At 54.4% G+C, this 13618-nt stretch carries 11 protein-coding genes and 1 tRNA gene; 3 read left to right on the top strand and 9 right to left on the bottom strand.

Annotated features, from left to right (window positions below):
* The first annotated feature begins 373 nt into the window (after positions 1-373).
* The 3 genes from rpsF to rplI are packed head-to-tail and all read left to right on the top strand — an operon-like array spanning position 374 to position 1582.
* On the top strand, positions 374-721 hold the full coding sequence (rpsF, locus tag RDM37_RS07860) for a 30S ribosomal protein S6 (RefSeq protein WP_004331666.1): 348 nt from the start codon (positions 374-376) through the stop codon (positions 719-721).
* Between the two features lie 2 nt (positions 722-723).
* Entirely contained in the window at positions 724-990 is a 267-nt protein-coding gene (gene rpsR, locus RDM37_RS07855; RefSeq protein WP_004331634.1) for a 30S ribosomal protein S18, read from the top strand.
* 25 nt (positions 991-1015) lie between these two features.
* Positions 1016-1582: a 50S ribosomal protein L9 gene (gene rplI, locus RDM37_RS07850; RefSeq protein WP_308556512.1), complete on the top strand. Its 567-nt coding sequence runs from the start codon at positions 1016-1018 to the stop codon at positions 1580-1582.
* Positions 1583-1892: 310 nt separating this feature from the next.
* Here the strand turns inward: rplI and RDM37_RS07845 are convergent, their stop codons facing one another.
* The 9 genes from RDM37_RS07845 to RDM37_RS07805 all read right to left on the bottom strand — a co-directional run bounded on the left by RDM37_RS07845 (position 1893) and on the right by RDM37_RS07805 (position 13240).
* Entirely contained in the window at positions 1893-5273 is a 3381-nt protein-coding gene (locus RDM37_RS07845; RefSeq protein ID WP_308556510.1) for a UvrD-helicase domain-containing protein, read from the bottom strand.
* Between the two features lie 4 nt (positions 5274-5277).
* The gene (locus RDM37_RS07840; protein WP_308556508.1) at positions 5278-6243 is read right to left on the bottom strand and encodes a hypothetical protein; all 966 of its coding nucleotides are present in this window, start codon (positions 6241-6243) and stop codon (positions 5278-5280) included.
* Positions 6244-6264: 21 nt separating this feature from the next.
* Positions 6265-7338 (bottom strand): 4-hydroxythreonine-4-phosphate dehydrogenase PdxA, encoded by a 1074-nt coding sequence (gene pdxA, locus RDM37_RS07835; protein WP_308556506.1) that lies wholly within the window; start codon positions 7336-7338, stop codon positions 6265-6267.
* A gap of 7 nt (positions 7339-7345) precedes the next feature.
* Complete coding sequence (locus tag RDM37_RS07830) at positions 7346-8398, bottom strand: DUF4837 family protein (RefSeq protein WP_308556504.1); 1053 nt, start codon at positions 8396-8398, stop codon at positions 7346-7348.
* Between the two features lie 26 nt (positions 8399-8424).
* The gene (locus tag RDM37_RS07825) at positions 8425-9339 is read right to left on the bottom strand and encodes a DNA-binding protein (RefSeq protein WP_308556502.1); all 915 of its coding nucleotides are present in this window, start codon (positions 9337-9339) and stop codon (positions 8425-8427) included.
* A gap of 190 nt (positions 9340-9529) precedes the next feature.
* On the bottom strand, positions 9530-11074 hold the full coding sequence (locus RDM37_RS07820) for a lipopolysaccharide biosynthesis protein (protein WP_308556500.1): 1545 nt from the start codon (positions 11072-11074) through the stop codon (positions 9530-9532).
* 30 nt (positions 11075-11104) lie between these two features.
* Positions 11105-12016: a ribonuclease Z gene (locus tag RDM37_RS07815; protein ID WP_308556498.1), complete on the bottom strand. Its 912-nt coding sequence runs from the start codon at positions 12014-12016 to the stop codon at positions 11105-11107.
* A 31-nt stretch (positions 12017-12047) separates the two neighbouring features.
* Complete coding sequence (locus tag RDM37_RS07810; protein WP_308556496.1) at positions 12048-12962, bottom strand: 3-hydroxyacyl-CoA dehydrogenase NAD-binding domain-containing protein; 915 nt, start codon at positions 12960-12962, stop codon at positions 12048-12050.
* 203 nt (positions 12963-13165) lie between these two features.
* Positions 13166-13240, bottom strand: a tRNA-Pro gene (locus tag RDM37_RS07805).
* Positions 13241-13618 lie beyond the last annotated feature (378 nt).

Genomic DNA, 13618 nt, shown 5'->3' with positions numbered 1-13618 from the left:
TGGATATTCGAGAAAGGAGGGAATCGGACGAATTTCCCCGTAAAGATATGTAAATAGAGGTTGGAGGTTAGAAGTTAGAGATTAGAAGTTAGAGATTAGAGATCCGATCACTCTGATAGCTCCGATGGTTCCGATAGCTAACAGCCAATAGCCAACAGCCAACAGCCAATCCATGGTTGACACATTATATATAGTGACCTCATCTATGCCTTGCTTGTCGCTCATGTGTAGCTCCTGACAGAGCGATTATCATGCGTCAGCCTGTATTTTTCCACTCCAAATTGCGTTTTTCGGAGGGTCGGCAGGGTGGTTCGCTTGTTTATCCAATAAATATGTGTACCTTTGCAGGCAATAGCGTTTTTACTAACTATATATGAACCACTACGAAACCGTTTTCATTTTAACTCCCGTTTTGTCTGATGCTCAGATGAAGGAAGCGGTAGATAAGTTCACTTCACATCTCACCTCTGCAGGTGCCACGATTGTGAACGATGAGCACTGGGGGCTCAAGAAGCTCGCCTATCCCATCGAGAAGAAGTCTACCGGATTTTATCACTTCATAGAGTTTGACGCTGAGCCCTCAGTGATCAAGCCCTTTGAGACACTCTTGAGACGTGACGAGACGGTCCTGCGCTACCTAACGATCGCTCAGGACAAGTTCCACCATGCGTATGCTGAGAAGCGTCGCTCACTGAAAAGTAACCCTGTAGCAGAGAAGTAATCATGGCAAGAACAAGAAGAGGTCGCTATAGCAGACCACTCCCAGGAGAGGTACAGCAGAAGAAGTACTGCCGCTTTAAGAAGGCTGGCATCAAGTATGTGGACTACAAGGACCCCGAGTTCCTCAAGAAGTTCCTCAACGATCAGGGTAAGATCCTCCCACGTCGTATCACAGGCAATAGCCTTAAGTTCCAGCGTCGTGTAGCTCAGGCTGTCAAGCGTGCTCGTCACCTAGCTCTGCTACCCTTCGTAACGGACCTTATGAAGTAATCATCACCTAGAGACCGATAAGACAATGGAAGTAATACTGAAAGAAGACATTATCAACCTAGGCTTTAAGGATGATATCGTAACCGTCAAGGACGGCTACGGACGCAACTACCTGATCCCTCAGAAGAAGGCTGTCATCGCTAGCGAGAGTGCTAAGAAGATGCTTGCTGAGGAGCTACGCCAGAGAGCTCACAAGCTCGAAGCTATCAAGCAGGAGGCGCAAGCTCTGGGCGAGAAGATCGATGGTCTACACCTAGAGATCAAGGCTAAGACATCTAAGTATGGTGTCATCTTTGGCTCTGTAACGAACATCCAGCTCGCTGAGGCACTCGCTGAGAAGGGCTTCGAGATCGATCGCAAGATCATCCAGATCAAGAAGGCTGTCAAGGAGGTCGGCGACTACGAGGCGCAGGTACGTCTGCACCGCGATGTGATCGTTCCGATCACCTTTACCGTCATCTCAGAGAATCACGCCGTCATCGAGTCTGAGACTCCTGCTCCCGCACCAGCACCCGCTGCTGAGGCTCCTGCAGAGGAGGGCGCTGAGGCTCCAGAGGCTCAGGCTGAGGAGACAGCTACAGCTGCCGAGTAAGTCAATCGTATGCTCTAAGAGCTTGCTCTAGAGCAGTACAATCATAACAAAACAAAAGGTCGTCACGTAGTACTACGTGGCGACCTTTTGTTTTGATCTATTGCTTGTCGCTAGGAAGAGACTTGTCGCTAGGGTAGGACGGTGGCTTGATGCGGTCTCACAATCTTGCTTGCAAGATTATCCTGACTTTGCAGAAAGGATGAAGCGCAAGGCGCTGAGGGTGAGGTCTGAAGGGAGCATACCTCCGTATGTGACCGAAGCCGAATCCCGAAAGCAACACCGCGATTCGCCTTTATGCAACGGTCTCTGGTTAGTCTACCTCGACGATCTGATGCCCCTCGGCAGAGAGGTAGAGGAGGTAGGCGCGTACCGTCTGGAAGCCACTCTCGAGGAGTGCCTTGCGGTAGCTACGTAGCTGGCGCTTGTGGCGACTCGTGTACTGCTGCGCCTCGTCGCCACTCTTGTAGTCTATGATGACGGCTTGCTGCTCCTCGTCGTCGTACAGGATACGATCGGGACGCTCTATGCGGGCTTGTCTGGTCTCACTCTCGGCGTCTTGTGAGAGGCGGACGATGCTTCGCTCATTGATCACCTGCCACCCACTACTTCGATCGTAGTATTCGGCTATCAAGGGATCTGTGAGCGCCTGCTCTAGTAGCTTAGCGAGAGCATCACGCTGCTCTTGCGGGATGAGTCCCTGCAGGCATTTCATATCGAGTAGCTTCAGTAGCTCGTCGTGCTCTAGGTAGTCAATCTCACTCAGCAAGGCGTGGAGGAAGAGACCATTGCGCACGGCATCTTGCGTCTGATAGGCGACGCTCTGGGAGCGACGTACGCGTAGCTGGGCTAGCGCACCTGTCTGCGCTCTGCCTGGTATATGGACGAGCCGTGAGGCGTCGCCAGAGTCTGTCGTAGGCTTAGGCGATGCGGTGGTAGGATCGGTCTGATAGTAAAAGATCCTTTGATTGATCTCCTCATCTTCTGACGGCGAGACCTTGTCCTCCGAGCATTGGAGATCGATCGTCTCCCGTGACAATAAAGCAAGCTTTTCAGGGGCAGGCTTTTGGACCTCATTGACTAGTTCAGAGATGAGTCGCTCGAAGTTGATACTCTCACCCGACTTTCCCTTGTCTTCACTGAGTATGAGGTGCATCTCGTTCTTGGCGCGTGTCATCGCTACGTAGATCATATTGATGCGGTCTAGGAGAGCAAGCTGCTCCTCGGCCATAACCTGCTTGCGGAAGAGGGTGCTTCGTGCCTCTTTGGTGGGAGAGATAGGGAGTAAAGCGGGGATCTCGACGCTTTCGCCTAGGAGCTTGTGCAGTTTAGCCATTGTCTCCTCATCGCGACACCAGATGGTATCCGTAGGCTCTAGTAGCCTCATCTTGTACTCTAGGAGGCAAACGACGGGAAAGCCGAGCCCCTTGGCCGAGTGTATGGTGAGGAGCTGTAGGGCATCTTGTGTCTCTAAGCTTAGGCTGGGGGTGTGGGTCTCTAGCCACTCGAGGAAGCCCTGCAGGTCTACGTAGTTGTCCTGGCTGTAGTCCTGGACGGTGTCTAGGAGTGCGTCTATGTAGGGCTGGTCAGCGGAGGTGATGAGGGGGCGGAGCTCCTCGACGATCAGTAAGGTTAGCTCGTAGAGCGAGGCACTCAGCCCCTCTTGGTAGCAGCGTGCGAGGTCTAGGGCGGGTGAGTCACTGAGGCCACGAGCTAGCTCGCCATAGTGTGTTACGGCTAGTCGGTGCTCGAAGCTCTTGCTGTAAAGCTCCTCGCTGGCTCCCGCGTTGACTAGGACGCTCTGCATGATCTCAACGATGAGACGGTAGAGCGGGTTGGCATCTAGTGAGAGCATCTCACGGGATACGAAGGCGAGTGGCTGCAGGTGCTCGTTTCCCTCCTTTTCGCGCTTTTTGTTGTACAGGATGATAGTCTGAGCGATGCGCTGGAGCGTGTCGTTGTTTGGCGTTAGGATAGCGATGTCCGAGAGCTTATAGCCACGCTTTCGTATGGAGGGGATGATATAGTAGAGGAGGTAGTTGATCTTCGTCTGGAGCGGATCTGGTGGGGGCGTCTTGGCGGTGTCGTCCTCTTCTGCTGTTGGTGTTGGCTGCGGTGTCTCGGGCATCTTCTCCCATTGATGTATGAAGACGCCGCCGACCTTGGTCATGTTTGAACCGGGCACATTTTGGTGTACCTCTTCGGGGTCGTAGACCGTTTGGAGTAGAGTTTTGCTTCCATTAGAACTCTCTTGCTTGAGCTCGGAGGCGTAGGGTAGGAGCGAGAAGAAGCGATTGTTGAAGGAGACAATCGCTGGGGCACTACGCCAGTTGTCCGGGAGGTTTTTTGCTTTCAGGTTATCGCCGAAGTCTTTGCCAAGATCTTCCTGCAGAAGCATCGGGTCGCTATAGCGAAAGCGGTAGATGCTCTGCTTGACATCTCCCACGATGAAGACCTCGCCAGAACTACTCAGCGCCTCCTCAAGGAGCGGAACGAAGTTTTTGTATTGAAAGCGACTGGTATCCTGAAACTCATCGATCATGTGATGTGTCAGCTTGGTGCCTAGCCGCTCGTAGATAAAAGCGGTGCTACCCTCGCCGCTCACGAGGGTTCGGATGAGTCGCTTGGCGTTGTCTAGGAGCGTGATGCCTAGCTCTTCGGAGACTTTGTAGACATTCGTCTGTATCTCTGCGAGGAGCTGTAGCTCGTATCCGTTTTTGATCGCCGTACGTAGGGTAAAGAGCTCTGTGTAGAGGCGGAGTATCGTCTGGAAGATATCGATCAGCTGGGGAATTTCGAGGTCTTTGGTGTAGCTCTCGTTGAGAGCTTTGGTGACATCGAGGTTCTTCAAGTACTTATCCCAGGGTGTAGCGGTTATATAGGAGTTTGTAGCACCGACCGTCGGCTCATTCTTTGTCCTATCCAAGAGCCTCGTCAGTGGCGAGTTCTTGCCGCCTGGTAGCTTGACATCCTCGTCGACGAGCGATCGGGCTGTTGCCACCTGATCCCTGATCTGATCCTGCACCACCACAATCTGCTCCTCGACAGCACGGACGAAGCTGTCGTAGGTCTGAGGATCAAAGAGCGTCTTCCCCTCGAAGGCTTGCTCCTGCACCTGCTCGTTGTATAGTTGCTTGGCAAAGAGCTTTAAGCTCTTTCGCAGGGCGTAGATAGACTTCTCCTTGCGATTGAGCAGAAAGCTCTGGATAGCTTTCTGAGCGGTGGGGGATGGCTGCTCAAAGAGTCGCTCCACGGCTAGACTTAGTATCTGATCGGTAGAGAGCTCGATACGCGTCGAGGGACGCTGCTTGAGCTCGATCGCTAGCGCATGGGTGATGTCTTGGAAGAAGGAGTCGATCGTCTTGACGCGTAGCCCACCATAGTCGAAGAGTATGGACTGGAGTGCCGTGCGTGCATTTCTGGATAGCAGCTGAGCGTCACTGTTATAATCAGCCTTAAAGCTGTCGTAGAAAGGCGACTTTTGAGGCTCTGTCGCTAATGTGTCGAGCTCCTTGAAGAATCGCTCCTTGAGCTCTCGGGTCGCTAGGTTGGTAAAGGTGACCGCCTGCACCTCCTGGTAGCTCGTCCTAGGCTTCTCCAGGACATGGCGCAGGAAAGATTCCGTCATGGTGTGGGTCTTGCCCGCTCCTGCCGAAGCTTTGTAGACATGTAGTCGCTTTTCCTCTGTACTCATAGTGCTATTGTGGAGACTCTTGTTGCTCCTCGCGGTGTAAGTTATTGAGGAGTCCCTCGTAGAGCTTGCGGTACTCCGACTCTAGGTAAAGCTGCGCGCCTAGGGTCATCAGCGTCATGACGACGCCTGTCACCACCAGATACCAAAGCTCCCAACGGAAGGCTAGGGTGAGGACGAGCAGTATCCAGCGGTTGTAGTTGCTGAGCAGACCTAGCGTGACGCCGACGCCGCGCTTATACTGAGGCATCTGCTGGACAAACTGAGCCGGCACGCCACTCTGATGAGCATGTCGATAAAGTAGCGACTGCAGACGATAATGCCACGGGAGTAAGAGTTCCCAAAGCGTGAGCAAGCGACGGAGCGCCCGCCTCGTGCGTGCACTCTCTGGCTCCTTAGGGCTATTCGCCTGATATCCGCGTCGATATCGGTAGGCGAAGAGCGGAGCGTAGTGCTGTGCCTCTACCTGTGCAGACATGCTGCGCTGGTAGTACCTGACGAAGTACTCGATGAGTAGCTGATAGAGGTAGAGTACGACGACGATAAGTGCCAGTGCTGCATACCACCAGCCCGACACGCCCGCAGCTCCAGCCTCTTGTGGCGGGTAGGTGCTGATACGTATCGGCAAGGAGACGAGGAGTGCCAGCTGTATGACGATCGGGGTAGCTGTGTACCACGCGACGATCTGCTTGCCGAGCGTCGGAGTCGTCTGTCTTGTGACACGTTGCCGCTCTATAGACCAGGCGGTCTCGTTGAGTATCAGAGCCAGCAGTATGACTACCGAGCCGACGATGCTACTCCATAGGGAGATCGGGTCGATCAGTGTAAAGGCTGCGACGATGCCCATCAGCATCGCCAGCATAGACATGTAGTGAGTCTCGGCAAAGTCTGTACGCACCAGCACTTCATGGGCTATGCGATCTGTCATAGGTCTGATCCCTTTGCGAGCTATGAGTCCGTTGATGCGTTCCATATCCTTTGTCGCTCTTTGCATTTACTCGTTATCTCCTCGCTTGTTCTTGTAGAGCTTAGGCAGCACATTGCTACGCGCCTCATCGTCGGCCATGCGGTGGCGGTAGAGGTCGATAGCCATGTAGATAGACTCCATGAGTGCCTGCTCGTTGGCGACGCCCTGCATCACGATGTCGTAGCCCGTGCCGTGGTCTGGCGAGGTGCGTATGATGGGTAGTCCCGCCGTCACGTTGACCCCGTCGTGTAGGTGTAGGAGCTTGAAGGGGGCTAACCCCTGATCGTGGTACATAGCCAAGACCGCATCATACTGCTGATAAGCTCCCGAGCCCCAAAAGCCATCGGCCGAGAAAGGACCAAACGCATAGATCCCCATCTCCCGCTGCGCAATGGCGATAGATGGTGCGATGACCTCAAGCTCCTCAGAGCCGATCAGTCCATTGTCACCAGCGTGTGGATTGAGTCCGAGGACTGCTATGCGAGGCGAAGAGATCAAGAAGTCTCGGCGCAACGCTTCGTCTAGGATCTCCAAAGTCTTGAGCACCTTTCGCTGAGTGATGACCTTAGACACTTGGCTGATCGGGTCATGCGTCGAGACCAAAGCGACCCGCAGACCCGAAGGCGCTGCGAGGATCATCAGCGGCTCTTTGCCCTGGCCGCAAGCTACGCCCAGATAGGCGGTGTGCCCCTTGTAGGGGAAGCGGTCTTGCGGCATCGCCGCCTTATTGATCGGGCAGGTGACCAGCACATCGATAGCGCCACGGTTGATGTCGCTCGTGGCTCGCTCTAGAGCAGTCAGAGCAGCTACTCCCGCCGCCTCGGTCACTTTGCCAGGCGTCACGTCGATCTCGTCGCCCACCACGTCGATCACGTTGACTACGTTGGGCTCAGCCTCCTCAGCGTCAGTGATCAGATGCCACGAGACGCGCTCCATCTGTAGCGCCTTGCTGTAGTAAGCGGCAATACGTGGAGATCCATATATAATAGGTGTAAAGAGGTCGGTCACGCCATGGCGATTGAAGAGCTTGAGCAGTAGCTCGTAGCTCGTCCCGTTGATATCGCCGTGGGTTATCCCGACTACAATTCTTCTGTCAGTCATAAGATGTTCAATAGGTTGTATAGGCCGTCCAGCGCACCTGTGCTACTTGATCAGCATCCCACTGCTCGACCGTGTCAGCTCTTACGGAGAAGAGTGCTGCCTCGACCTGCTGCATCACATCACGCTTAGCCTCATTGGGGTGGTAGACAAAAGCCTCTGCGACGACCAGTTCGTCTCCGCTAGGCGTGACGAAAGCGTGCTGTACGAATGGCCCGCCCATAGCTCCTCCGCCACGCAGCTCCCATAGTCCACGTAGCTCGGTACGCATCGGCTGCCCTTCGATGGCGACTTGTCGTGTCATCAAGATATGAGGCGCGGTGACCGCATGGCTCCCTTCGATAGGTCCAGGCACATTAACTGCGAGGACCGAGTCGCGTAGAGCCACAAGGTAGGGAGCCGTCAGCGCCTCTCCATGGTAAGGCACCTTGTAGAGCAGCATGTCGGTGCGCCGACGCATCGCATTGTTAGAGAGCCAGAGACAGTTCTTGCCCACCTTGTAGGAGACGATATCTTCGGGCGCATTGAGATGGTAGCCGAGATGCTTTACGGCTAGTTGGTCAGCCGTGCGGCTAAAGTTCTTCACCAAGTTGCTCGCTTGTACCGCCAGCTCGTGGCGTACGAATAGATTGAGCACAGCACGACCACGATCTGCCATGAGGTAGCAGACCGAGTCAGGCGAGGGACTCTGTATCGTCACCACGATCTGCCCGTGCGCCCACTGGTCGTAAGCGAACTTGACACTGTTCTGTGTATATCGTTCCGCATCGATGTCGACGATCAGTATGTTGCGCACGTAGCGGAGGAAGGTGTCAAAGTCCTTCGGATCGACCGTCGTCACGTCCATCTGCTCCTCGACCTGTGGCATGGCGGGTACATAGCTTCGCAGCATATCCTTGACAGCCGTGCCGACAGAGTCTGCTAGGTAGTCACGATCCATGACGAGCATCACCTCGTTTGGCTTGCCACTAGCCTGAGTAAAGGTGCTACCGCCGCCTCCCGAGCAACTACACACAGCGAGTAGTGCCACAAGTAGTGCCGTAAGCTGGTATAAGGGTCTCATAAGTCTGTAATGTTATAGCGCGTAGATCACTCAGCGCTGCCCTTGCGCTTGCTGTAGCTCTCCTGTCTCTCCTTGACCTCCTGATACTTATCCTGGATGCTCTTATTCTCCGGGTGCTGCTCCAGCATCGCCTCGAGGAGCGGTAGCACGATCGGGAAGTTGTAGTATCTCGTCGTCAAGATATGATTCACGAGAAGTAGCAGACGGTGTATGGTGCCTGGCGAAGCGATGCCGCTGGCGGTGAAGCCCTTCTCGTTTGATCCTTTGCAAAAGACCACCTCGTCCGTCACGCTGAGGTCTTCGTCGGTCAGCGTGTTAAAGGGGAACCAGTAGTTGGTCTTCTCCTCATCAAAAGCCTCGATAAAGCCGTACTTCTTCATGTTTTCTCGCATCTTGATCGTTCCCATAGGGCGTACTAAGAGCAGGTCTTCGGCAGGTATGACGCTTCGATCCTCATTAGCCTCTATCTCGTCTAGGATTTCGCTTAGGGTAGGCTTGTCGGCAGAGTTGCGCGGGTAGCGATTAGAACTTGGCTTCTGTTGTCTAGAGGCGTGCGACTTGAGCTGATCTTTATTAGGTAGCGGGATGCGATCGCCAGGTTTATACATGTAGGGCTTGTCCTTGTCTATCGCGCCTTCGAGCGGGGCGAGCAAGCTCTCTATCGCCTCCTCGTCTGACTGCGTCGTCTCGCTACTTGCTTCGGTCAGTGGCATCTCTTCGTCGATAGCCTCTGTCTCTCTGCTAGCAGTCCTCTCTCTCCTGTTGTAAACCGTAAAGGACTCGATCAGCTCCTCACGGATGAAGTGCTGGTCACCACGACGACTCTCGAGGACTATGTAGTCGCCACAAACTGCTTGAAAGGTACCTCTGAAGGATCTATCCTTCGATACGATAAGAACACTCTGGCCTGGTGTCAGCCAACTTGCGAAATCATTAATCATAATCAATCTGTCTATTATAGGTCTATAAACTGTACGTTACGGGCGGACTGCCAAGCTCGCAGCTTGTTGCGACACTCCTCCCGTGTGGATACACAAAGATAGTGAAATCTTTGACTCCTTGGCAACCTTGTGCTATACGACGGACGCTCTCCCGCTAGACACGAGCTGTGCGTCCCTACTCATCTCGCTTTTAAGAAGCTTTGTGGCGCAGACGGCGTAAGATCGGGGCAAACGCCTTGACTAGTTGCTCGCGCCAGACGATATACCCAGTGAGTGCGACTAAGACCACGGTGCTAAGTAGCAGACGCATCCACATCGCAGGCATCGCACCATAGATCCACAAGACTAGCCCCACGGAGATGGCTCCCACGACGAAATAACCAGCCGTCGCTCCCAGTTGGTACGGTACGGGGTAGTACTTGCGGCCGAGGAAGTAGGAGACGAGGACCAGTAGGAGGTTGCTCACGACCGAAGCGTAGGCACACGCCATAAAGCCCCAGTGCGGTGCGCCCCACACGATGATCGCCACCGTGAGCAGACAGCCGGCCGTGGAGATGATGCCACCCCAATAGGTACGGTCGGTCAGCTTGTACCAGAGCGATAGATTGTAGTAGATGCCGAAGAGTACCTCCCCGAGCATCACGTAGGGTACGACCTGTAGCCCGTCGTAGTAGGCGGGACTGATCAGCACCTTGAGCAGGTCGAGGTAGCACATCACGGCGACGTAGATAAAGATCGCCGAGAGCAGGTAGTAGTGCATTGCTTTCGCATAGGTGATGCGTCGCTCGCGCTCTGCTGCTGCCTCTTCGTCGGCCGTGAGTTTGTCCTCCTTGCCTCGCTGGAAGATAAATGGCTCGTAAGCAAAGCGGAAGGCTTGCGTAAACATGACGATGACGACCGCTATCTTGTACCCCGCACTGTAGATGCCGAGCTGTGTATTGGCAAAGGTCTGATCCGCAAAGAGCAAGGGGAAGATGATCTTGTCCGCCATCTTGTTGAAGTTGCCTGCGATGCCGAGCAAGACCATCGGCAGGGAGTAGTGGAGCATGCGGCGAAGTAGCTCCCAGTCGAAGCGCCCGCCACCACGCGCCTGCTTCATAATGGGGATCAAGACCAGTAGGAGGATGATATTGGCGATCATGTTCGAGAGGAAGATATACTCGACACCTAGCCCAGGTTCGTACCACCAGTCGACCGCTCCGGGAGCCACCCTCTGGAGCCAAGGGCAGACCAGTAGGAAGAAGAGGTTGAGCGCCACCGTCAGGAGTACGTAGCCGATCTTGATCAAGCCATAGCGCAAGGCTTGATTGGTGTAGCGTAGATAGGCAAAGGGGATACTGGTGAAGGCATCGATCGCCACGATCACGATGAGCATCGCCACGGGGCGTAGCATGTCCGCATATCCGAGAGCTGCTCCGATCGGCTTGACAAAGAGCAAGCCCAAGACGAGGAAGAGGAGCGAACTGGTGCCTAGCGTACGCAAACTATTGGCATACACCTTGCGCCCGTCACCCTCACGGCTAAAGCGGAAGAAGCCCGTCTCCATCCCATACGTTAGGAGGATCAGGAGCAGGGCTACCCACGCATACAGATTGGTCACGATACCATAGTCGGCAGGCGAGGGCAGCTGATACACATAGAGGGGGAAGAGTGCCCAGCCGAGGAAGCGACTGAGCATGGTCGTTGCTCCGTAGATGATGGTATCCTTAAAGAGACTCTTGATGCGGCTACTCATAGTTCTGTCAACTGCGTTTCGTGCAAAGCATTATACTTCGTATAGATCTCCCTCTTGAGTTGCACAGCTATTGGGAAAGACCTCTTGAGCTTCCTCGAGCAACGTCGATAGGTCGTCATAGCGACCTGAGTAGTGCCCTAAGAGCAGTTGTCCCACCTCAGCCGCCTCGGCCACCTCAGCGGCTTGTCGTGCTGTCGAGTGCCCGTAAGCCTCCGCACGGTCACGAAATTCATCGCTGTAAGTGCTCTCATGGTAGAGGAGGTCCACGCCTCGTATCTGCTCTACCAGATGCCACGCTGGGAGCGTGTCTGAGAGATAAGCGTAGGCGCGAGATGGGCGCCCTGGCTTCGTCAGCTCACGATTGGGGATGATGCGCCCGCCACCTTGAGGTATGTAGTCTAGCCCCATTTGCAGGGCATGCATAGCGGTGTGGGGGATTTGATAAAAGTCGGTAGCCACAGGGTCTATCCTCCTCGGCATACAGTGCTCACGGCAGAGGAAGCCGATGGCGCTCGTGCGGTGCCGCAGTGGCAACGTGTCGACCTGCAGCCAAGGGTCGGAGTAGATAGTGCGGGATACCTCGTCGCTCGGAGCTACGACTACGGAAAGTTCGTAGGGACTCTCCTCGATGTGATGCTCCTCGATGTAGCGTATGTACTCAGCCACCTCGGCTGTCGTCACGATGGTGAGCGGTTTCGTGCGCCCTACGTGTGCCATCGAGGTGAGCAGTCCCGGCAGTCCGAAGCAATGATCCCCATGAGCGTGCGAGATAAAGAGCGCCTCCAGCTGCGTGATCTTATAGCCCGCCAGGATGAGCGAGTGCTGCGCCCCTTCGCCAGCATCTATCAGGTAGTGATGCCCTGCGACGGTCAGTACTTGTGCTGAGGGCAGGTGATGCCGTGTGGGACGTGCAGAGCCGCAGCCGAGGATCTTGACTTGCATCTCAAGCTTAGTGCAAAAAACGGGTCTATTGTTATGACTGCTCTTCTTCCTCTTGATTGTAGCGGTAGAAGCCCACGCCTACCTTGCGACCGAGCTGTCCGGCGCGTACCTTCCGGCGTAGTAGCGGGTGCGGACGATACTTGCTGTCCATAAACTCCGCAAAGAGTCCCTCCAAGATCTCCAGACAAGTGTCTAGACCGATCCAGTCTGCCAGCTCTAGGGGACCCATCGGGTGACTAGCGCCGATGCGCATCGCACGGTCTATGTCTTCGATAGAGCCGATACCTTGAGCCAGCTCGGTGATCGCCTCGTTGATCATCGGGATGAGCATACGATTGACGATGTAGCCGGGCGAGTCCTCGACATAGACCGTCTCTTTGCCCATCGCATCGCACAGCTTTTGGATCTGCTCGAGTGTCTCTTGCGAAGTGTGCTGTGACGAGACGATCTCGACCAGGTCGATGAGCGGCACGGGATTGAAAAAGTGCATCCCCGCCACCAGCGACGGACGCTGTGTAGCGTTGCCTAGCTCCGTGATGCTGATCGACGAAGTGATCGAAGCGATGATCGTCCCCTCGCTGAGGACGGCATCGAGGTCGCGGTAAAGGTCTTTGTGCTCCTCTAGGGTGCCACTGGTCGCCTCTATGACGAGGTTGGCCGAGACAATGTCGGCATTGTCCACAGTCACCTTGATGCGGCTGAGCAACTCCTGCTGTTGCTCTTTGCTCCAGTCGAAGAGTTCGCCACACTCCGCCAGTGACTGCTCGAGAAGTGGGATAGCCCGCTTCTGACGCTCCAAAGATCGTGCCTGTATGACGGTAGGTATATGGTGCATGGCCAGGCAGATGGCTATGCTGCGTCCCATGGAGCCGGCACCAATGACGGCTACCTTCTTGTCGTAGCCGACCGCTGCGGTCTCGCGCTGGGTAGAAGTATCGTTTGTCATTTCTTTATAATCTCTCTTGCAGGATCAAAGGTACGAAAAAGAGATTAGAGGAGGGGAGAGAGATAGAGGTTAGAGATTAGAGGTTAGAAGTTAGATCCTAGTAGCACTAGTGCTACTAGGAACACTAGAGCCACTAGAAACACTAGTGCTATAAACGACAATAGAGTGGCAATTGCCACTCTATTGTCGTTTTAGCTTATCTGTCGGGGTACCAGGATTCGAACCTGGGACCCCCTGCTCCCAAAGCAGGTGCGCTAACCGGACTGCGCTACACCCCGAAGATTCCGAGCGGTACAACGTGGGGAAGAATGCCCCCTTCGTGCCGTTCGTGGTGCAAAGATACAACATTTAATTGAATAAACAAGCAGCCCGCCCTCGCATCTCAGGGCTGACGCACTATAATCGCTCTGTCAGAAGCTACACATAAGCGACAATCGAGGCATCAATGAGGTCACTATATATAATGTGTCAACCATGGATTGGCTGTTGGCTGTTAGCTATTGGCTGTTAGCTATCGGAACCATCGGAGCTATCAGAGTGATCGGATCTCTAACTTCTAACCTCTAATCTCTAACCTCTAATTATACATATCTTTACGAGGAAATTCGTCCGATTCCCTCCTTTCTCGAATATCCACGTGGAAAATCTCAAATCTC

The sequence above is a fragment of the uncultured Porphyromonas sp. genome (assembly GCF_902489635.1).
Classification (GTDB): Bacteria; Bacteroidota; Bacteroidia; order Bacteroidales; family Porphyromonadaceae; genus Porphyromonas.
This window is presented reverse-complemented; position numbering and strand designations above follow the sequence as displayed.

Coding starts and splice junctions, on each gene's coding strand:
- rpsF (WP_004331666.1), top strand. CDS start 374: ATGAACCACTACGAAACCGTTTTCATTTTAACTCCCGTTTTGTCTGAT.
- rpsR (WP_004331634.1), top strand. CDS start 724: ATGGCAAGAACAAGAAGAGGTCGCTATAGCAGACCACTCCCAGGAGAG.
- rplI (WP_308556512.1), top strand. CDS start 1,016: ATGGAAGTAATACTGAAAGAAGACATTATCAACCTAGGCTTTAAGGAT.
- RDM37_RS07845 (WP_308556510.1), bottom strand. CDS start 5,273: ATGAGTACAGAGGAAAAGCGACTACATGTCTACAAAGCTTCGGCAGGA.
- RDM37_RS07840 (WP_308556508.1), bottom strand. CDS start 6,243: ATGGAACGCATCAACGGACTCATAGCTCGCAAAGGGATCAGACCTATG.
- pdxA (WP_308556506.1), bottom strand. CDS start 7,338: ATGACTGACAGAAGAATTGTAGTCGGGATAACCCACGGCGATATCAAC.
- RDM37_RS07830 (WP_308556504.1), bottom strand. CDS start 8,398: ATGAGACCCTTATACCAGCTTACGGCACTACTTGTGGCACTACTCGCT.
- RDM37_RS07825 (WP_308556502.1), bottom strand. CDS start 9,339: ATGATTAATGATTTCGCAAGTTGGCTGACACCAGGCCAGAGTGTTCTT.
- RDM37_RS07820 (WP_308556500.1), bottom strand. CDS start 11,074: ATGAGTAGCCGCATCAAGAGTCTCTTTAAGGATACCATCATCTACGGA.
- RDM37_RS07815 (WP_308556498.1), bottom strand. CDS start 12,016: ATGCAAGTCAAGATCCTCGGCTGCGGCTCTGCACGTCCCACACGGCAT.
- RDM37_RS07810 (WP_308556496.1), bottom strand. CDS start 12,962: ATGACAAACGATACTTCTACCCAGCGCGAGACCGCAGCGGTCGGCTAC.